The sequence below is a fragment of the Buttiauxella cochleicola genome (genome assembly GCF_021283185.1).
Classification (GTDB): Bacteria; Pseudomonadota; Gammaproteobacteria; order Enterobacterales; family Enterobacteriaceae; genus Buttiauxella; species Buttiauxella massiliensis.
Genome location: NZ_JAJSOS010000009.1, coordinates 150744 through 169687 on the forward strand (window position 1 = coordinate 150744; position 18944 = coordinate 169687).

Sequence of the window (18944 nt, forward strand, 5' to 3'; positions counted from 1 at the left end):
TCTCCTTCAGTTTGGGAGACTGAAGGAGGGTAATTCAGACGATGATTACTGTGCTGCTTGTGCGGTGTTCACTTTGTTTGCCGCAATAACGAAAGGTAAATAAATTAATGTTGATATCGCCAGGCACAATATTCCCACAAAGAGTGCCAGCCAGTTTCCTCCTGTTCCGAAGAATGCGATTAACGGGCCGGGGGTTGTCCAGGGGACGGCATAAGCAATAGGTGGAATGATTTCCATGCTGACAAAGAAATATCCCACCAATGAATTAACAAATGGTACGGTAATAAATGGAATGATGAGTATTGGGTTCAAAACAACCGGTAAGCCAAAAATAATGGGCTCGTTAATATTAAATAATCCAGGAACGAAGGCCATTTTTGCCATGTCGCGATAATCGGCGCGGCGTGAGGCAATAAATATTGCTAACAGCAAGCCTAGTGTCATACCTGAGCCACCATAGTTGGCAAAGGCATCGTTTATGCCACCCCAGGTAATCGGGTAAGGCGCACCCCAGGTCGTCCCGTTAGATGCGGCAAATGATAAGTTTTCCAGATTGGCTTCAGAGAAAATGGTTTCACGAATCGCTGCGACCGTATTTGGCCCGTGGATCCCCAACACCCACAAGAAGTTCGCGACTACGCCAAGTATTAACACCGCAAAAATATTGGTACCCATATTTTTCAGCGGTGCCTGAATAAGTGTGTAAATAAGCTCATTCAGCCCATTTGGCGATATCTTCGTCAGGCAGTAGTTAACGACGGAGAAGAAAATCATCACGCAGAAAATCGGGATCAGTACCTTAAAGGAACGGGCCACTGCAGGAGGAACGGCATCTGGCATCGTGATGGTGATTTTAGGGTTACGCGAAAGACGGCAAAAAATCTCGCTGGTCAACATGGCGACAATAATGGCAACAAAAAGCCCCTGTGGCCCCAAATATTGGGTGGTTAAATACGCTTGCCCTCCTACCATTTGATAAGGCGTATAAACGACAAAGAAAGCGCCGATAGCCGTAAGTCCACAAAGTAAATCATCTTGCTGGTAGTTAATCGCAATATTTCGCGCAACCAGGAAGGCAATCATAATGGACATGATGTTGACGGAGCCATTCATGACTGGAGAAAATATTTTTTGCGCTTCGGCTAAATTGGGGAATAACGTTCCTAAATGCAATAGTGAAGCAATGAAACCATCGGGTGAAAGAATAGCAAAGTTAATTAAAACGATTAGCGAGCTTGCCATCACGATAGGAAATGACAAAATAAAGGCATCGCGAATGGCAGAAACATGTATCTGAGAATTTAATTTAATAGCAACCGGGACAAGGATTTTCTCCATGCCGCGTTCAAAAGTATCCATTAAACTCATGACGAGTCCCTTAGGGTTATGTATATATATGGGGGAACGAAAGTATGTAATTAATTACGGGGCGTAACTTAATGTCCTAAAACAAAAAATCTTAATGACTGGCAAGCAGGGTTAACGCATTTTCTAACACGGTTTTTCCGTCCATTTGCCCGTAATGTTTCATATCGATGACGGCGACAGGTATTTTCCCCTGGGCTATTTCTTCTATTTCACCTTTCTGAAAGCGCACCTGTGGCCCAAGAAGTACGATATCTGCTTCATTTTTCTTTATTCTGTCTTTTGCTTCAGAAATTGCCAGCGCGTTAATATTGACTTCAACATTATTCGTAGCAGCATGTTCTTTCATACGCTTTACCAGCATGCTCGTGGACATCCCCGCAGCACAAACCAATAATATATTTTTCATTTCGATCCTCTTAATATAGGTTGATGTTCAGTGCGGGGTAACTTAATGAATATTCACTAAAGCATCTGCAATTTTGATCACAGTTAGTAAGGGCTGAGTTGTTTAATATGTCCTTTATAAATGAACGTGTGATTGGCTGTAACAACTAGAAATAATATAACTTAGTGATTCTTAAAGAATTGTAGAGGTGCAAAAGTGGTTTACAAAGATGTTGTCAATGTACTAAAAAACAAAATTAGCAGTCCAGCGTACAGCATTGGCGATATTCTCCCGTCGGAAAAGGAACTGGCGGAGTACTGCAATGTCTCCCGCAATACGTTGCGTAAAGCGTTAAAAGTCCTGGAGGAAGAAGAATTAATTGAGCGTAGACACGGCTCAGGAACCTATTTACGCAACAAGCATTTCCAGGCTTTTGTCACCCATCTGGATAGCTTTACGGAAATTGCCCGTAGCGAAGGGAAAAAGCCCACCAGCCAGGTGTTGAGATTTGAGTTGCAGGCGGCATCAGAGGAAATCGCCATCCGCTTGCAGTTGGCTACCGGTGAACCCGTATATTATTCAAAGCGGCTACGCCATATTGATAACGTGCCGATGCAACTTGAAGAAACCTGGCTTTCCGTCAATCGCTTTCCTGATCTGACGGTTAATCACATGAAGAAATCAAAATTTTCTTACATTGAAGACGAATGTCAGGTCGTCATTCAGGGCTGCTATGAGTCGTTTCAACCCGTGCTGCCTTCCCCGGAAATAGCCAAAATGCTGCATATCAGCGTTCGTGATCCCATTATTAAAATGGAGACGCAATCGATAGACGAAGAAAACAGCCCCATCGATTATTCGATTCTTTACACCAACGTGTTTGAGTTCCAGGTGAAATATTTCTTGCCTCGTAAGATGACTCAGGCCGAAAAATGATCCTGAGCAGGGGCGTTAATTCCGATCATCGATCACAATTCCCGGTAAAAAAGTTGTTCATAAATCCAGTAATAAATGCACATCTCGCCATGATTATTTGACACGTAGCCACAAGCCTCTTGCGTGCTGGCTTTCTAAAGAGGTTCAAAAGTGGTTTAAGCATTATTGGGTTGCGGTTTGCTAATTGAACTACTGGTTCATAAGATTGATTTCGTCTCCACGCTCGATAATAAAAATAACCTGGAACGACTCATTATTAAGGAACGAACCGCATGAAAATTGCTGCATTTGATATCGGTGGTACGGCGCTAAAAATGGGCGTTATTGCCTCAGACGGAGAAGTTCTGGAGAAGAGAAAACAGCCGATTAGTCATAGCGACGGTGAACAGATTTTGCAGGCCATTGTTAAATGGATTGCGGCACATCCGGAATGCGAAGGAATAGCAATCAGCGCTCCAGGTTACGTGAACCCGCATACCGGCTTTATCTCGATGGGCGGGGCGATCCGCAAGTTCGATAATTTCGCTATCAAAACGTGGCTCGAAGAACAAACCCAGCTGCCTGTTGCCATTGAAAACGATGCAAATTGCGTGCTGCTTGCTGAGCGCTGGCAAGGCAAGGCGGCTGAGATGGCCAACTTTCTGGTGCTGACGATTGGAACGGGTATCGGCGGTGCAATTTTCTGCAATAACCAACTGGTGCATGGGGCGCGTTTTCGAGCGGGGGAGTTCGGTTACATGCTGACTGAACGTGCCGGCCCGCGCGATGTCCCTCACTACACGATGAATGGAACCTGCACCATGCGCGTGCTGCGTCAGCTCTACGCTGATTACGCAGCCAGGCCGCTGGAAGAGGTGACCGGTGAAGACGTTTTCGATGGTTATGACGCTGGCGATGTGGTTTGTCAGCGTCTGGTCGCAGAGTTTTTCAACGGTATTGGTACCGGCCTTTATAACCTCGTCAACTTATTCGATCCGCAAACGATTCTGGTGGGTGGCGGCATTGTCGAACGCCCTGGGTTTCTTGCGCTGCTTCGTGAACATCTGGCCTGGTTTGGAATTGGCGAGTTTGTCGATACCGTCAGCCATGGCAATGACGCCGGACTTATCGGGGCGGTCTACCATTTCAATCAGCAATACCGGTCGCAAACTCGCGATCTCTAATTGAGGGAAAGAATATGTCCGGATTTAAAGATGGATTTCTATGGGGCGGCGCGGTTGCAGCTCATCAGTTGGAAGGCGGCTGGAAAGAGGGCGGCAAGGGGATAAGCGTTGCTGATGTCATGACCGCTGGCGCTCATGGTGTGCCACGCGAAATTACCGACGGCGTGTTGCCGGGCAAAAATTACCCTAACCACGACGCAATAGATTTCTACCACCGCTATAAAGACGATATTCAGCTGTTTGCCGAGATGGGCTTTAAATGTTTCCGCACCTCGATTGCCTGGACGCGTATCTTCCCGCTTGGTGATGAGTTGGAGCCTAATGAAGCAGGTCTGCGATTTTATGATGATTTGTTCGATGAGTGCCTGAAGCACGGTATCGAACCGGTGATTACCCTTTCGCATTTCGAGATGCCTTATCACTTAGTGACCGAATACGGCGGCTGGCGCAACCGCAAGCTGATCGATTTCTTCGTGCGTTTTGCCAAAGTGGTATTCACCCGCTATCAGCACAAAGTGAAGTACTGGATGACCTTTAACGAGATCAACAATCAGGCTAACTTCCACGAAGACTTTGCACCGTTTACCAACTCGGGCCTGAAGTATGAACCGGGCGAGGATCGTGAGCCGGTGATGTTCCAGGCCGCGCACTACGAGCTGGTCGCCAGCGCGCTGGCCGTGAAAGCAGCGCGTGAGATCAATCCCGATCTGCTGGTAGGCTGCATGATCGCAATGTGCCCAATCTACCCGTTGAGCTGTGCGCCTAACGATATGATGATGGCGATGAACGCCATGCACCGTCGTTACTGGTTTACTGACGTTCATGTGCGCGGCACGTACCCTAAACATCTGCTCAATTATTTTGAACGCCGTGGTTTCGAGCTGGATATCACCGATGAAGACCTCGCAGATCTGAAACAGGGTTGTGTCGATTACATCGGCTTTAGCTATTACATGTCGTTTGCCACCAAAGCCACCGACGACAACCCGCAGCTGGATTACGACGAATCCAAAAGCCTGGTTTCAAATCCGCACGTTAAAAAATCAGACTGGGGTTGGCAGATTGATCCGGTAGGGCTTCGCTACTCACTGAACTGGTTCTGGGATCATTATCAACTGCCGTTGTTTATCGTTGAAAATGGCTTTGGAGCGATTGATGTTCAGGGAAGCGATGGCGTGGTGGATGATCAGTACCGTATCGACTATATGTCTGCTCATATCGCCGAGATGAAAAAAGCGGTAGTTGAGGACGGCGTTGACCTTATGGGTTACACCCCGTGGGGATGTATTGACCTGGTTTCTGCAGGAACCGGTGAGATGAAAAAGCGTTACGGCTTAATCTACGTAGATAAAGATAACGAAGGTAATGGAACGCTGGAGCGCAGCCGCAAGAAATCTTTCGCCTGGTATCAGCAGGTGATTAAGTCTAACGGCGAACAACTGTAACTCTTCTTATTTATTCTGTGTAAATGGTGGATGACGCTGCTTATCCACCTTACAAAACCCTCTCATTTTGCCCTTAACGATTCAGCAAGTATTTAATGTTGCTTTTTTGTAAACACATTCACCCCCCCTGAAAATCCTGCTATGCTGCCCGTCGCGGTACCGGGCATTTACCCTACAAACTGCTGTCTCACAGGAGCGTGAAGAGAATAGCCGGAACCGAAATGACAATGAGAGCGAGGAGAACCGTCGTGCTAGAAGAATACCGTAAGCACGTAGCCGAACGTGCTGCAGATGGGATTGTTCCAAAACCTTTAGAAGCATCCCAAATGGCCGCACTGGTCGAGCTGCTGAAATCCCCGCCAGCGGGTGAAGAAGAATTCCTTTTAGATCTTATTACCAATCGTGTTCCGCCAGGCGTTGATGAAGCCGCCTACGTTAAAGCCGGTTTCCTGGCTGCTATCACCAAAGGTGAAGCCACTTCCCCGTTAATCTCCCCTGAGAAAGCTGTAGAACTGCTTGGTACCATGCAAGGCGGCTACAACATTCATCCGCTGATTGACGCGCTGGATAACGAAAAACTGGCCGCGATTGCGGGCAAAGCGCTGTCTCACACGCTGCTGATGTTCGATAACTTCTACGACGTAGAAGAGAAAGCCAAAGCGGGTAACGTTCACGCGCAAAAAGTGCTGAAATCCTGGGCTGATGCCGAATGGTTCCTGTCTCGTCCAAAACTGGCTGAGAAAATCACTGTTACCGTATTTAAAGTCACCGGCGAAACGAATACCGATGACTTGTCTCCAGCTCCAGATGCCTGGTCGCGCCCGGATATCCCTCTGCACGCGTTAGCGATGCTGAAAAACGCCCGCGAAGGTATCGAGCCGGATCAGCCTGGCAGCGTTGGCCCGATCAAACAGATCGAAGAGCTGAACAAAAAAGGTTTCCCTCTGGCTTATGTGGGCGACGTTGTTGGTACCGGTTCTTCGCGTAAATCTGCGACTAACTCCGTGCTGTGGTTCATGGGCGATGACATCCCGAACGTGCCGAACAAGCGCGGCGGCGGTGTGGTGCTTGGTGGCAAAATCGCGCCAATCTTCTTTAACACTATGGAAGATGCCGGTGCGCTGCCAATCGAAGTTGACGTAAACGACCTGAATATGGGCGATGTTATTGACATCTATCCATACAAAGGCGAAGTGCGTAACCACGAAACCAACGAAGTTATCGCAAACTTCGAGCTGAAAACTGACGTGTTGCTGGACGAAGTTCGTGCCGGTGGCCGTATTCCGCTGATCATCGGTCGCGGTCTGACAACCAAAGCTCGCGAAGCGCTGGATTTGCCACGCAGCGAAGTGTTTGTGCAGGCGAAAGATGTTGTCGCCAGCACGCGCGGCTTCTCTCTGGCGCAGAAAATGGTTGGCCGCGCATGTGGCGTGGAAGGCATTCGCCCGAACCAGTACTGCGAACCAAAAATGACTTCTGTCGGCTCTCAGGACACCACCGGGCCAATGACCCGTGATGAACTGAAAGACCTGGCGTGCCTGGGCTTCTCCGCTGATTTGGTGATGCAGTCCTTCTGCCACACGGCGGCTTATCCTAAGCCTGTGGATGTGAATACTCACCATACACTGCCTGACTTCATTATGAACCGTGGCGGCGTGTCGCTGCGTCCGGGTGATGGTGTTATTCACTCATGGCTGAACCGTATGCTGCTGCCTGATACCGTCGGGACTGGCGGTGACTCGCATACCCGTTTCCCAATCGGGATCTCCTTCCCTGCGGGTTCTGGCCTGGTGGCGTTTGCTGCGGCAACGGGTGTGATGCCACTGGATATGCCTGAGTCTGTTCTGGTGCGCTTTAAAGGCAAAATGCAGCCGGGTATTACGCTGCGCGACCTGGTTCACGCGATCCCACTGTATGCCATCAAACAAGGCCTGCTGACTGTTGAGAAGAAAGGTAAGAAAAACATCTTCTCTGGCCGCATCCTGGAAATCGAAGGCCTGCCAACTCTGAAAGTAGAGCAAGCGTTTGAGCTGACCGATGCTTCCGCTGAGCGTTCAGCTGCTGGTTGTACCATCAAGTTGGATCGCGAGCCGATCGAAGAGTATCTGAGCTCTAACATTGTGCTCCTGAAGTGGATGATCGCAGAAGGTTACGGCGATCGTCGTACGCTTGAGCGCCGTATCCAGGGCATGGAAAAATGGCTGGCTGATCCTCAGTTGATGGAAGCCGATGCTGATGCGGAATACGCAGAAATCATCGAAATCGATCTGAATGACATCAAAGAGCCAATTCTTTGTGCGCCAAACGATCCTGACGACGCGCGTCTGCTGTCTGATGTCGCCGGCGAGAAAATCGATGAAGTATTTATCGGTTCTTGCATGACCAACATCGGCCACTTCCGTGCGGCGGGTAAACTGCTCGATAGCCACAAAGGCCAGTTACCAACTCGTCTATGGGTTGCGCCACCAACGCGTATGGATGCCGCTCAGTTAACTGAAGAAGGCTACTACAGCGTGTTTGGTAAGAGCGGTGCGCGTATCGAAATCCCAGGCTGTTCACTGTGCATGGGTAACCAGGCGCGTGTGGCAGACGGTTCAACCGTGGTTTCAACGTCTACCCGTAACTTCCCTAACCGTTTAGGCACTGGTGCGAACGTGTTCCTGGCTTCCGCAGAACTGGCCGCAGTGGCATCACTGCTGGGCAAACTGCCAACGCCTGACGAGTACCAGACCTTTATGGCGCAGGTGGATAAGACGGCGGTTGATACTTACCGTTACCTGAACTTCGACAAACTTTCTCAGTACACCGAGAAAGCTGACGGCGTGATTTTCCAGACTGCGGTATAACATTTACCCAATCTGCGACAAGGGAGGCTTAGGCCTCCCTTTTTATTTGCCACGCTCGTGCCTGAACGCTGTTTTTCGACGACTTTGCTGCGATACTTACTCTATACGCTAAGGGGTACTGTATTTCCCCGGGCAGGGTAGAGGAAAACACCATGGAATATGAATTTTTGCGCGATGTCACCGGTTTGGTGAAAGTGCGTATGTCGATGGGTCATGAAGTCGTGGGCCATTGGTTTAACGAAGAAGTGAAAGATAATCTCGGCTTGCTTGATGAAGTAGAAGAAGCGGCAAATTCAGTCAAAGGCAGTGAACGCCAGTGGCAGCGTGTCGGGCATGAATACACAGTGTTGCTCGATGGTGAAGAAGTGATGATTCGTGCTAATCAGCTGGAAATTTCAGGTGATGAAATGGAAGAAGGGATGAACTACTACGATGAAGAGAGTTTGTCATTCTGCGGCGTCGAGGATTTTATGCAGGTTGTGAACGCATACCGAGAGTTTATCGCACAGAACCGATAACTTATTTTCAAAGCAGTGTCCCAAAAGCCTGTGTGAAGACTTTTGGGACGGCATAACTTTCCGCAAAGGGCTGTGGAAGTTCGGGCTATTTCACGTAGGCGAGCAAGCTGAGCGAGTCCCGGGCAAGGGATTTGCATTTCTTGGCAGTCGGAATGGCAATACCGCTTAAATCACGATAGCTATCTTCGCCAAGCGCCTTCATGTTGAAGGTGTCGTAGTTGCTCAAATCCCACTGGTTTTGCTGGGCAAAAAAGACCAATGCGCGGCGAATTTGTCCGTTAGGCAGGTTTTGGTAGCCACAATCATTTTTCAGGAACACAAATACCGCAGTAAGATCGGCCATATCTTCTGCTTCAGACTCGCTAAGTGCCTGACTGCTGGTGGAAAAAGCCAGCAACAAACCCAGCATTAACGCCCTAACTCCCATCTTCATCACATCTACCACTTTTTATCAGATACGAAACGGTAACACAGTTAAATGAGGCACGACGAGAATTATTATCTGCTCTAAACTTGACCTTCCTGTAAGGGCAGGGTTTATGCTTAATGGCACGCCTGCAACCTAAAGGAATTGAATATGCATCGTCGTGATTTTCTAAAATATTCTGCTGCCATTGGTGCGTTTAGCGCCTTACCGCTCTGGAGTAAAGCGGCATTGGCCGCTGATAGACCCGCACTACCGATCCCCGGAATTCTCGCCCCTGATGCAAAGAATAGCATTCGTTTAGCTGTGCAAGCGGGCAAAAGCACATTCAATGGAAAAACTGCAACGACCTGGGGCTATAACGGCAACTTGCTAGGACCTGCTTTGCAACTGACTCAGGGCGAAGAGGTCACCGTTGAGATTAATAATAACCTCACAGAAGAAACCACGGTTCACTGGCATGGTTTAGAAGTTCCCGGTGATGTTGACGGTGGGCCACAAGGAGTAATTGCCGCAGGTGGTAAACGCTCCGTGAAATTTACTCCGCAACAACGCGCTGCAACGTGTTGGTTCCACCCACATCAGCATGGCAAAACGGGCCATCAGGTTGCGATGGGACTCGCAGGGTTGGTATTAATCGATGATAAAGAAAGTCGCGCGCTACGCTTACCAAAACAGTGGGGTATCGATGATGTCCCGCTGATTATCCAGGACAAACGCTTTGCTGCCGATGGGCAAATTGATTATCAGCTAGACGTAATGAGTGCCGCAGTAGGTTGGTTTGGTGACACTCTGCTGTGCAATGGCGCGGTTTATCCTCAACATGCCAACCCACGTGGTTGGTTGCGTTTGCGTTTACTCAATGGTTGTAACGCGCGTTCGCTCAATATTGCAGCTAGCGATAACCGCCCGCTATACGTGATTGGCAGTGATGGTGGCTTACTCGCGGAGCCAGTGAAAGTCACTGAACTTCCTATGCTGATGGGCGAGCGTTTCGAAGTGCTGGTGGATACGAGCGACGGTAAAGCGTTTGATATCGTCACGCTGCCAGTCAAACAAATGGGTATGACGGTTAAGCCTTTCGACAAACCCCAGCCCGTTGTGCACATTCAGCCACTGATTATTGCGGCGTCCGGCGAAATGCCAGACAAACTGGTTACCGTCCCGGCTCTGCCAAATATTGAAGGGATCACCGAGCGCTGGCTGCAACTGATGATGGACCCGATGCTAGATATGATGGGGATGCAGGCGCTGATGGACAAATATGGTCAGCAGGCAATGGCGGGTATGAACATGGCCGGGCATGGCAACATGGGTAATATGGGACAGATGGATCATGGGAAGATGAACCATGGCGGAATGAACCACGGTAAGCAGGGCTTCGATTTCCATAATGCCAACAAGATTAACGGCAAAGCATTTGATATGAACACGCCAGCCTTTACGGCTGAAAAAGGCAAATACGAGAAATGGACGATTTCCGGTGAGGGCGACATGATGCTTCACCCATTCCATATTCACGGTACGCAGTTCCGTATTTTGAGCGAAAACGGTAAGCCGGTTGAAAAACATCGGCAAGGCTGGAAGGACACTGTTCGCGTGGAAGGTGGGCGCAGTGAAGTGTTGGTGAAGTTCGATCATGCGGCTTCTAAAGAGCAGGCGTATATGGCGCACTGCCATCTGCTGGAACATGAAGACACCGGTATGATGCTTGGCTTTACGGTGGCGTAAAAAAGGCGGATGAACAGAAGTCTGTTCATCCGCCAGTTTCGTAGGTCGGATAAGCGCAGCGCCATCCGACAGTTTTTTACTTAGCGTCGTCCGGTAACGCGTACGCTACGATATAGTCACCCATCTTGGTTCCGAAGGAGCCATGGCCCCCCGCAGAAATCACGACGTACTGTTTACCATTCGCTTCATAGGTCATCGGTGTTGCCTGGCCACCGGCTGGCAAACGCGCTTCCCACAATTTCTCACCATTGCTCATGTTATAAGCACGCAGGTAGTTATCTGCGGTTGCGCCAATAAACAGAACATTACCTGCGGTAGAAATTGGGCCACCCAGCATTGGCATCCCCATTTTAAACGGCAGAGGAAGCGGTGAGCTGTCGCGCACGGTACCAATACGTTTTTTCCATACCACTTCGTTGGTTTTTAAATCTACCGCAGAGATGTAGCCCCATGCCGGCTGCTTACACGGTAAGCCAAACGGAGAGAGGAACGGATTAAGCGTCACGCCATACGGCACGCCATACTGCGGCTGAATGCCAGTTTCTGTGCCAGACCCTTTAGCGTCTTTCGGCGGCTCCATCGGGTTGCCTGGGCCACGTGGCATCAGTTTAGATACAAACGGCAGTGCCATTGGGTTGGCAATTGCCACCTGGCGGTTAGGATCAACGGAAATCCCACCCCACTCGAACATCCCCAGGTTACCTGGGAACACCAGCGTGCCTTGCTCAGACGGTGGTGTGAAAATGCCTTCATAACGCAGCTTATGGAAGATGATGCGACAAACCATCTGGTCATAAAGGGTCGCGCCCCACATATCCGCGCCGCTCAGGTCTTTCTTCGGACGGAAACTCAAATCCGAGAACGGCTGAGTTGGCGTCACGTAATCACCTTTTGCGGCACCTTGTGGAACAGGTTTTTCCGGAGCCGGAACCACCAGCTTGCCGTCACGACGGTCGAGCACAAAGATGTTACCGGTTTTCGCAGGCGCGTAGATAACCGGAACGGTTTCGCCTTTAACCGTAATATCCGCAAGCGTCGGCTGCGATGGCATATCCATATCCCACAGGTCGTGATGAACTGTTTGATATGACCAGGCCAGTTTCCCGGTGGTCGCGTTCAGTGCCACGATGCTGCTGGCATAACGCTCTTGCTCCGGCGTGCGGTTGCCGCCCCAAATATCGGGTGTGGTAACACCCATCGGCAGGTACACCAAATCTAACTTCGCGTCATAGGCCGCTGGTGCCCAGGAGTTTGGTGAGTTAATGGTGTAATGATGCTCATCACCAGGGATGGTGTTGGGATCTTTAGCACCAGGATCGAATGCCCACAGCAATTTACCGCTGTTCACATCAAAGCCACGGATAACACCAGACGGCTCGCGAGTGGAGTAGTTATCGGTGACCGCACCGGCAATCACGATAACTTTATCGGTGATAATCGGAGGTGAAGTCGGTTCGTACATGCCAGGCGTCGTGACCGGCATGTTGGTTTGCAGATTCAGGATGCCTTTGTTAGCAAAGCTTTCGCAAAGCTTGCCATTATCGGCATTAATGGCAAACAGACGTCCGTCATTCACAGGAAGAATGATACGACGTGGGCAATCTGAAACCACATCCGGAGTCGCGTTATCCGCGGTTGCTTCGTGGTAAGAAACACCACGGCAAGTCACGTGTTGGAACGAAGGATTCGTATCCAGACGCGGATCGAATTTCCACTTCTGTTTACCGGTGGTCGCATCCAGCGCAAACAACTGCTGGTGTGCGGTACACAGGTAAAGCGTGTCGCGGATTTTAATCGGAGTGACTTCGTTGGTGATTTCACCCGGATCGCTTGGGCGTTTCACATCGCCAGTCTGGAAACGCCACGCTTCTTTAAGCTGGCCGACGTTTTTATCGTTGATCTGCTTTAAAGGAGAGTAGCGTTGGCCTTCCTGATTACGACCATATGCAGGCCAGTCGGCATCAGGAATGGTTGATGAAGTGGCAGTTGGCGTTGTTGCATCCGCAGTCAGCGTGCCATTGATTTCTTGCGGATCGTTAAATACCGCCCAGGCCAGTGCCACAACGGTAATCGCCAGCACCGCACCAAGGGCCGGAGCCGCACCTGCAGTGGGTAAAATCAGATGACGATAAACAAATGGCAGTAGCAGCCATACGCCGAAGAAGAACAGAACGTCTAAACGTGGTGTTAATGCCCAGAAATCAAAACCAACTTCCCAGACAGACCACGCCACGGTGCAAAGCAGTAGTGCAGCATAGAGCCACAGGGCCAGAGCTTTGCGTTGCCAAAGTAACCATGCGGTGATTAACATCACCACCCCTGCAATTGGGTAGTACCAGGACCCACCAATTGCCACTAACCATATCCCGCCAATTAATAAATACAGTCCAGTCAGTACCGCAAACAGGACTGTTAAGGTTGCGATTACCCGCGAACCTGAGTTATTTGTTTTCACAATTATCACGCTCTTAAAAGTTTGATAGCAATTCATTATAGTTATTAACAAGTGTGAGATTCATCACATAAATGGCTTTTTTACCAATTGGGCACGGGAATGGGTTTTGCTGTTATACTGCTGGCCTGAATATTTTGTGTTGGTTAAAATCTAACCAGCATCGAATGATTTATTTTTAAATCATATGGTTATAACTATGAAACATACTGTTGAAGTGATGATCCCCGAAGCGGAGATCAAAGCCCGTATCGCTGAATTGGGTCGTGAGATCACTGAACATTATCGTGATAGCGGTAGTGATATGGTGCTGGTTGGCTTGCTGCGTGGCTCATTTATGTTCATGGCGGACCTGTGCCGTGAAGTGCAAGTGCCCCACGAAGTGGATTTTATGACCGCATCCAGTTATGGCAGCGGCATGTCGACCACCCGCGATGTGAAAATCCTGAAAGATCTCGATGAGGATATCCGCGGCAAAGACGTGCTGATCGTCGAAGATATTATCGACTCTGGTAATACACTGAGCAAAGTCCGTGAGATTCTTAGCCTGCGTGAACCAAAATCACTGGCCATTTGTACGCTGCTGGATAAACCAGAGCGCCGCGAAGTGGAAGTGAATGTTGAGTGGGTTGGTTTCGCTATTCCTGATGAGTTCGTAGTGGGTTACGGCATTGATTACGCTCAGCGTTATCGCCATCTGCCATACGTTGGTAAAGTGGTTCTGCTGGACGAGTAAGTCTTTTGCTACATCCATTAAAAAAGGGCCTTTAAGGCCCTTTTTGCTATCAGCATTACTGCGAAGGTGTTCTATTCTTGTGGCTGCGATGGGAGTTCTGGAGGTTCGAAATCCCGCTGCGGTAACCTTGCTCCAGTGATTCGCGACTGGTTGCGGTGACTTCCAGGTCACGCAAGCGTCCATCGTGAATACCGTAAGCCCAACCGTGGACAGTGACTTTCTGCCCGCGTTTCCATGCGGATTGCATAATGGTTGAATGGCCAAGGTTATAAACCTGCTCCATCACATTGAGCTCGCAAAGTGTATCCAGACGCTGTTCCGGTGGGAGTTCTCCCAGTAGCGAACTATGCTTGAACCAGATATCGCGGATATGCAGCAGCCAGTTGTTAATTAGCCCTAAATCCGGGTTTTCAACCGCCGCTTGTACACCACCGCACCCGTAGTGACCGCAAATGATTATGTGTTCAACTTCCAGAACATCTACCGCGTACTGCACTACAGAAAGGCAATTTAAATCCGTATGAATGACCAGGTTTGCCACATTACGGTGAACAAATAACTCTCCAGGTTCAAGGCCAGTCAGACGTTCAGCTGGTACGCGACTATCAGAACAGCCAATCCACAAGAAGCGAGGTTTTTGGGCCTGAGACAAACGTTCGAAAAAGCCCGGGTCTTCGTCCTCCATCAGTTTTGACCAGACCTGGTTATTGCTGATGAGGGTATCAATGTCTTTCATGGAGGTTAACAACCTGTAACGGATGAAGTGCGTTGAGGTAATATAGGGCAACTGATTGTGCAACTGAAATAATTTTTAAACAGCTTAACTTTTTTGTACCGAACAAGGTAACCGCAAATAATGACCATTGCATTAGAACTGGAACAGTTAACGAAAACCTATCCCGGCGGTGTTCAGGCACTGCGTGGCATAGATCTTCGTGTTGAGGCAGGGGACTTTTACGCTCTGCTGGGGCCGAATGGCGCAGGGAAATCCACTACCATCGGTATTATCAGCTCGCTGGTAAATAAAACCTCTGGTCGGGTACGCGTGTTTGGTTATGACCTGCAAAAAGACATTGTTAATGCTAAACGCCAGCTTGGTTTGGTGCCGCAGGAGTTTAACTTCAACCCATTTGAGACCGTACAGCAAATCGTTGTACACCAGGCGGGATACTATGGCGTTGAAAAAAACGAAGCCATCGCGCGTAGCGAAAAGTACCTGAAACAGCTCGATCTGTGGGAAAAACGCAACGAACGTGCACGTATGTTATCAGGTGGTATGAAACGCCGCCTGATGATTGCTCGTGCCTTAATGCATGAGCCAAAGTTGCTGATTCTTGATGAACCAACAGCGGGTGTCGACATAGAACTGCGTCGCTCGATGTGGGGATTCCTGAAGGATCTGAACGATAAAGGCACCACTATTATTCTGACCACTCACTACCTTGAAGAAGCAGAAATGCTGTGCCGCAATATCGGCATTATTCAAAACGGTGAGCTAGTCGAAAACACCTCGATGAAATCACTACTTTCAAAACTGAAGTCAGAAACTTTTATTCTCGATTTAGCACCGAAAAGCCCATTACCGAAGCTTGATGGCTACCAATATCGGCTGGTGGATACTTCCACTCTGGAAGTAGAAGTGCTGCGTGAGCAAGGAATAAATAGTGTCTTCAGTCAGTTAAGCTCGCAAGGGGTTCAGGTATTAAGTATGCGTAACAAAGCTAACCGTCTTGAGGAGTTGTTCGTCACGCTGGTAAATGGCTCGAAAGGAGAGCAGGCATGATGCATCTCTATTGGGTGGCGCTAAAAAGTATCTGGACTAAAGAAATCCACCGTTTCACGCGTATCTGGATCCAGACTCTGGTGCCGCCGGTCATCACCATGACCCTGTATTTTATTATTTTCGGTAATTTGATTGGCTCACAGATTGGCTCAATGCATGGTTTTACCTACATGCAGTTTATCGTGCCGGGCCTTATCATGATGGCGGTGATTACTAACTCTTACGCTAACGTGGCATCTTCGTTCTTCAGTGCGAAGTTCCAGCGCAACATTGAAGAGCTGCTGGTGGCACCGGTGCCGACACACATTATCATTGCCGGTTATGTTGGCGGCGGCGTGGCGCGCGGTCTGTGTGTTGGGATTCTGGTGACGGCAGTATCGCTGTTCTTCGTGCCTTTCCAGGTTCACTCATGGCTTTTTGTCGCCCTGACGCTGCTATTGACTGCAATCCTGTTCTCGCTAGCTGGTTTGCTCAATGCCGTGTTTGCCAAGACCTTTGACGACATCAGCCTGATCCCAACCTTCGTGCTGACTCCGCTGACCTATTTAGGCGGTGTGTTCTACTCCCTGACACTATTGCCGCCATTCTGGCAGGCTTTATCCCACCTGAACCCAGTGGTGTATATGATCAGTGGCTTCCGTTACGGTTTCCTCGGTATCAACGACGTACCATTGCTGTTTACTGTCACAGTATTGGTGGGCTTTATCGCCGCCTTCTATATCTTGTGCTGGTATCTGATTCAACGTGGCCGCGGTCTGCGCAGCTAATTCTGCTAACCTCCCCGAAAGGGGAGGTTTCTGAGAGTTTTCTTACTCCGTTTTGATTAGCATCACGTGGCAAATTTTTCGCTCTGGCACACTTGCGCTCTGCGAAAAGGAGAACGCCATGTTAGGTTGGGTTATTGCCGGTCATGACTATTACGCTCAGGATATGCTGGATGCAATCGAGCGACGTTTTGGGCCGCAACCGCAATGTTATGCGGTGAATTATTGGAATGGGCTTAGCACCAATATGCTGAGCCGTATGATGTGTGATGCATTGTACAACTGCGATTCTGGGGATGGAGTGGTCTTTCTGACCGATAAAACCGGGGCTGCACCTTATCGTACGGCTGCACTCATGAGCCACCAACATTCCCATTGTGAAGTGATCTCTGGCGTCACGCTGCCTGTGCTATTTGCGATGCGTATGCATCGAGAAACGCTGACCAGCGAAGAGTTCCGTGACCGCATTGTTGAGCAGGGCGGCGATGACATCACCAGCCTCTGGCATCAACAGCAAAAAAATCCACCATTTGTGTTACTCCACCAATATTGATTTGAAAGGTTGGTATTGGGTGGGCTTTTGTTAGAATGACACCCTCTTTCCGTCGTTGAGACACTCAGTGCTATCAAATTCGTTATGCTAACTCGCCTTATTTTTGCTGTGCTGATGCTGATTTGTGGCAGTAGCGCTAATGCCAGTCTGCTCAGCAGCAATCACACTCCCGCGCAATATATGCAAACCACTGAAGATGCTGATATCTGGGCGCAGGTGGGGGATAAAGTCATCTCTGTTGGCACTGTTCAGGAAGGGCAGATTCTGGCGGTCGTGCCAATGGCGGCAGACTATTACGAATTTAACTTTGGTTTTGGCACCGGCTTTATTGATAAAGCGCATCTTGAACCGGTTGTTGGTAAGCAACGAATTGAAGACCGACTTGGTGACCTGAATAAACCGCTGAGCAACCAAAATCTGGTCACTTTCCGTGATGTTACCGTGTATAACGAACCGGATACCCGCAGCGCCACGTTTGGTACATTGGCCGATAATTTACGCTACCCAATTATTGCCAGTCTGAAAGACCATTTAAACCAAACCTGGTATCAAATTCGTATTGGCAATCGTCTTGGGTATGTCAGCAGTCTCGATGCGCAGCAGGACAATGGTATTCCGGTACTCACCTACCACCATATTTTGCGTGATGAAGAGAACACACGCTTTCGCCATACATCAACAACTACCTCGGTGGTAGCTTTCAGCAACCAAATGACCTGGTTGCGCGATACGGGGTACACCACCCTTACGATGTATCAGCTCGAAGGCTACGTGCGTAACCGTATGAATCTGCCTGCGCGGGCGGTAGTGATTACCTTTGACGACGGGCTGAAATCGGTCTATCGCTACGCTTATCCGATTCTTAAAGAGTATGGATTCAAAGCGACGTCCTTTATTATTTCTTCACGCATCAAGGCGCATCCGCAAACCTGGAACCCGAAAACGCTGCAATTTATGAGTATCTCGGAATTACAGGCCAGCCAGGATGTGTTTGATATCCAGTCGCATACCCATTTCTTGCATCGCGTTGACGCTAATCGTCAGCCGACACTTTTACGCCGCACCTATCGTAATATCCTGCTTGATTTTGAACACTCGCGACGCGCGCTTGCGCAGTTTAATCCGCATGTTTTATACCTTTCGTATCCGTTCGGCGGTTACAACGATAAGGCGGTAACAGCCGCTAACGATGCGGGGTTCCATATGGCAGTGACGACAGTGCGTGGGAAAGTGAAGCCGGGGGATAATCCGTTTTTGCTAAAACGGCTTTATATACTGAGAACTGACTCGCTAGAAACGATGTCACGGCTAATTAGTAACCAGACTAAGTCTTAAGATAAAAAAAGACCTGCTTAACAAAGCAGGTCTTTTTCATTCGTTCGGAGGTTGTTATGCAACCTGAACCGGTACGGCTTTCGCGAGACGTTTCATTTCGTTGTCGCCATCGAAATAGGCGACTTTCGGCTGCCAGGTGCGTGCTTGCTCATCTGGCATAGTCACGTAAGTGGCAATAATCATAATGTCGCCCACATCAGCACAATGCGCTGCAGCACCATTCACCGAAATGATTTTTGAACCGCGCTCACCCGCGATAGCGTAAGTTGAAAAACGCTTACCGTTGGTGACGTTATAAATATCAATGGCTTCATATTCCAGAATGCCTGCCGCCTCAAGGAAGTCCTGATCGATGGCGCAGGAGCCTTCATAATGCAAATCCGCCTGCGTCACTTTGACACGGTGAAGTTTGCCTTGCAGCATGGTGCGTATCATAAAATTAAACCTTTATTACGGGGTCCGAATAGAGCTGATTTTATCAGCTCTATGAATATAAGCGGGCAGT

The 18944-nt window shown here is 49.1% G+C and carries 17 protein-coding genes; 11 read left to right on the plus strand and 6 right to left on the minus strand.

Features of this window, described 5'->3' with window-relative positions; translation table 11 throughout:
- Positions 1 to 45 precede the first annotated feature (45 nt).
- The gene (locus LVQ76_RS15360) at positions 46 to 1368 is read right to left on the minus strand and encodes a PTS sugar transporter subunit IIC (RefSeq protein ID WP_232921999.1); all 1323 of its coding nucleotides are present in this window, start codon (positions 1366 to 1368) and stop codon (positions 46 to 48) included.
- Positions 1369 to 1459: 91 nt separating this feature from the next.
- Positions 1460 to 1774 carry a PTS sugar transporter subunit IIB gene (locus LVQ76_RS15365; RefSeq protein WP_232922000.1) on the minus strand — a complete coding sequence of 105 codons (315 nt, stop codon included), beginning with the start codon at positions 1772 to 1774 and terminating at the stop codon, positions 1460 to 1462.
- 195 nt (positions 1775 to 1969) lie between these two features.
- Here LVQ76_RS15365 and LVQ76_RS15370 point away from each other — a divergent pair, with 195 nt between their 5' ends.
- The 5 genes from LVQ76_RS15370 to yacL all read left to right on the plus strand — a co-directional run bounded on the left by LVQ76_RS15370 (position 1970) and on the right by yacL (position 8661).
- Positions 1970 to 2689: a GntR family transcriptional regulator gene (locus tag LVQ76_RS15370; RefSeq protein ID WP_232905128.1), complete on the plus strand. Its 720-nt coding sequence runs from the start codon at positions 1970 to 1972 to the stop codon at positions 2687 to 2689.
- Positions 2690 to 2961: 272 nt separating this feature from the next.
- A complete protein-coding gene (gene bglK / locus LVQ76_RS15375; RefSeq protein ID WP_232922001.1) occupies positions 2962 to 3852 on the plus strand; it encodes a beta-glucoside kinase BglK in 891 nt (296 codons plus the stop codon).
- 14 nt (positions 3853 to 3866) lie between these two features.
- A complete protein-coding gene (locus LVQ76_RS15380) occupies positions 3867 to 5297 on the plus strand; it encodes a 6-phospho-beta-glucosidase (protein ID WP_232922002.1) in 1431 nt (476 codons plus the stop codon).
- A 248-nt stretch (positions 5298 to 5545) separates the two neighbouring features.
- Positions 5546 to 8143 carry a bifunctional aconitate hydratase 2/2-methylisocitrate dehydratase gene (gene acnB, locus LVQ76_RS15385; RefSeq protein ID WP_232922003.1) on the plus strand — a complete coding sequence of 866 codons (2598 nt, stop codon included), beginning with the start codon at positions 5546 to 5548 and terminating at the stop codon, positions 8141 to 8143.
- A gap of 152 nt (positions 8144 to 8295) precedes the next feature.
- Complete coding sequence (gene yacL / locus LVQ76_RS15390; RefSeq protein ID WP_151994975.1) at positions 8296 to 8661, plus strand: protein YacL; 366 nt, start codon at positions 8296 to 8298, stop codon at positions 8659 to 8661.
- Positions 8662 to 8746: 85 nt separating this feature from the next.
- Here the strand turns inward: yacL and LVQ76_RS15395 are convergent, their stop codons facing one another.
- Positions 8747 to 9094: a YacC family pilotin-like protein gene (locus tag LVQ76_RS15395; RefSeq protein ID WP_134187024.1), complete on the minus strand. Its 348-nt coding sequence runs from the start codon at positions 9092 to 9094 to the stop codon at positions 8747 to 8749.
- Positions 9095 to 9238: 144 nt separating this feature from the next.
- Between LVQ76_RS15395 and cueO the strand changes: the two genes are divergently transcribed.
- Complete coding sequence (gene cueO, locus LVQ76_RS15400; RefSeq protein WP_232922004.1) at positions 9239 to 10816, plus strand: multicopper oxidase CueO; 1578 nt, start codon at positions 9239 to 9241, stop codon at positions 10814 to 10816.
- Positions 10817 to 10892: 76 nt separating this feature from the next.
- Here cueO and LVQ76_RS15405 read toward each other — a convergent pair whose 3' ends face one another.
- The gene (locus LVQ76_RS15405; protein ID WP_233338010.1) at positions 10893 to 13307 is read right to left on the minus strand and encodes a glucose/quinate/shikimate family membrane-bound PQQ-dependent dehydrogenase; all 2415 of its coding nucleotides are present in this window, start codon (positions 13305 to 13307) and stop codon (positions 10893 to 10895) included.
- A gap of 160 nt (positions 13308 to 13467) precedes the next feature.
- Here LVQ76_RS15405 and hpt point away from each other — a divergent pair, with 160 nt between their 5' ends.
- Entirely contained in the window at positions 13468 to 14004 is a 537-nt protein-coding gene (hpt, locus tag LVQ76_RS15410) for a hypoxanthine phosphoribosyltransferase (protein WP_064516264.1), read from the plus strand.
- Positions 14005 to 14059: 55 nt separating this feature from the next.
- Here hpt and can read toward each other — a convergent pair whose 3' ends face one another.
- Complete coding sequence (gene can, locus LVQ76_RS15415; RefSeq protein WP_064516266.1) at positions 14060 to 14740, minus strand: carbonate dehydratase; 681 nt, start codon at positions 14738 to 14740, stop codon at positions 14060 to 14062.
- Between the two features lie 120 nt (positions 14741 to 14860).
- On the opposite strand from can, the gene LVQ76_RS15420 reads away from it, so the two are divergent.
- The 4 genes from LVQ76_RS15420 (at position 14861) to LVQ76_RS15435 (ending at position 18439) form a co-directional block, all read left to right on the plus strand.
- Complete coding sequence (locus LVQ76_RS15420; protein WP_064516268.1) at positions 14861 to 15787, plus strand: ABC transporter ATP-binding protein; 927 nt, start codon at positions 14861 to 14863, stop codon at positions 15785 to 15787.
- Positions 15784 to 16554 carry an ABC transporter permease gene (locus LVQ76_RS15425; RefSeq protein ID WP_034460895.1) on the plus strand — a complete coding sequence of 257 codons (771 nt, stop codon included), beginning with the start codon at positions 15784 to 15786 and terminating at the stop codon, positions 16552 to 16554. Before LVQ76_RS15420 ends, LVQ76_RS15425 begins: the two co-directional genes overlap by 4 nt.
- Before the next feature lie 118 nt (positions 16555 to 16672).
- Positions 16673 to 17104, plus strand: a complete 432-nt coding sequence (locus tag LVQ76_RS15430) for a PTS sugar transporter subunit IIA (RefSeq protein WP_151994977.1) — start codon at positions 16673 to 16675, stop codon at positions 17102 to 17104.
- An 84-nt stretch (positions 17105 to 17188) separates the two neighbouring features.
- On the plus strand, positions 17189 to 18439 hold the full coding sequence (locus tag LVQ76_RS15435; protein WP_232922005.1) for a polysaccharide deacetylase family protein: 1251 nt from the start codon (positions 17189 to 17191) through the stop codon (positions 18437 to 18439).
- 54 nt (positions 18440 to 18493) lie between these two features.
- On the opposite strand, the gene panD is transcribed toward LVQ76_RS15435, so the two are convergent.
- On the minus strand, positions 18494 to 18874 hold the full coding sequence (panD, locus tag LVQ76_RS15440; RefSeq protein ID WP_034460890.1) for an aspartate 1-decarboxylase: 381 nt from the start codon (positions 18872 to 18874) through the stop codon (positions 18494 to 18496).
- Positions 18875 to 18944 lie beyond the last annotated feature (70 nt).

Bases quoted from the DNA above. Each gene is read 5' to 3' on its own strand.
- LVQ76_RS15360 (WP_232921999.1), bottom strand. From the start codon at position 1,368: ATGAGTTTAATGGATACTTTTGAACGCGGCATGGAGAAAATCCTTGTC.
- LVQ76_RS15365 (WP_232922000.1), bottom strand. From the start codon at position 1,774: ATGAAAAATATATTATTGGTTTGTGCTGCGGGGATGTCCACGAGCATG.
- bglK (WP_232922001.1), top strand. From the start codon at position 2,962: ATGAAAATTGCTGCATTTGATATCGGTGGTACGGCGCTAAAAATGGGC.
- LVQ76_RS15380 (WP_232922002.1), top strand. From the start codon at position 3,867: ATGTCCGGATTTAAAGATGGATTTCTATGGGGCGGCGCGGTTGCAGCT.
- yacL (WP_151994975.1), top strand. From the start codon at position 8,296: ATGGAATATGAATTTTTGCGCGATGTCACCGGTTTGGTGAAAGTGCGT.
- LVQ76_RS15395 (WP_134187024.1), bottom strand. From the start codon at position 9,094: ATGAAGATGGGAGTTAGGGCGTTAATGCTGGGTTTGTTGCTGGCTTTT.
- cueO (WP_232922004.1), top strand. From the start codon at position 9,239: ATGCATCGTCGTGATTTTCTAAAATATTCTGCTGCCATTGGTGCGTTT.
- LVQ76_RS15405 (WP_233338010.1), bottom strand. From the start codon at position 13,307: ATGAATTGCTATCAAACTTTTAAGAGCGTGATAATTGTGAAAACAAAT.
- hpt (WP_064516264.1), top strand. From the start codon at position 13,468: ATGAAACATACTGTTGAAGTGATGATCCCCGAAGCGGAGATCAAAGCC.
- can (WP_064516266.1), bottom strand. From the start codon at position 14,740: ATGAAAGACATTGATACCCTCATCAGCAATAACCAGGTCTGGTCAAAA.
- LVQ76_RS15420 (WP_064516268.1), top strand. From the start codon at position 14,861: ATGACCATTGCATTAGAACTGGAACAGTTAACGAAAACCTATCCCGGC.
- LVQ76_RS15425 (WP_034460895.1), top strand. From the start codon at position 15,784: ATGATGCATCTCTATTGGGTGGCGCTAAAAAGTATCTGGACTAAAGAA.
- LVQ76_RS15430 (WP_151994977.1), top strand. From the start codon at position 16,673: ATGTTAGGTTGGGTTATTGCCGGTCATGACTATTACGCTCAGGATATG.
- LVQ76_RS15435 (WP_232922005.1), top strand. From the start codon at position 17,189: ATGCTAACTCGCCTTATTTTTGCTGTGCTGATGCTGATTTGTGGCAGT.
- panD (WP_034460890.1), bottom strand. From the start codon at position 18,874: ATGATACGCACCATGCTGCAAGGCAAACTTCACCGTGTCAAAGTGACG.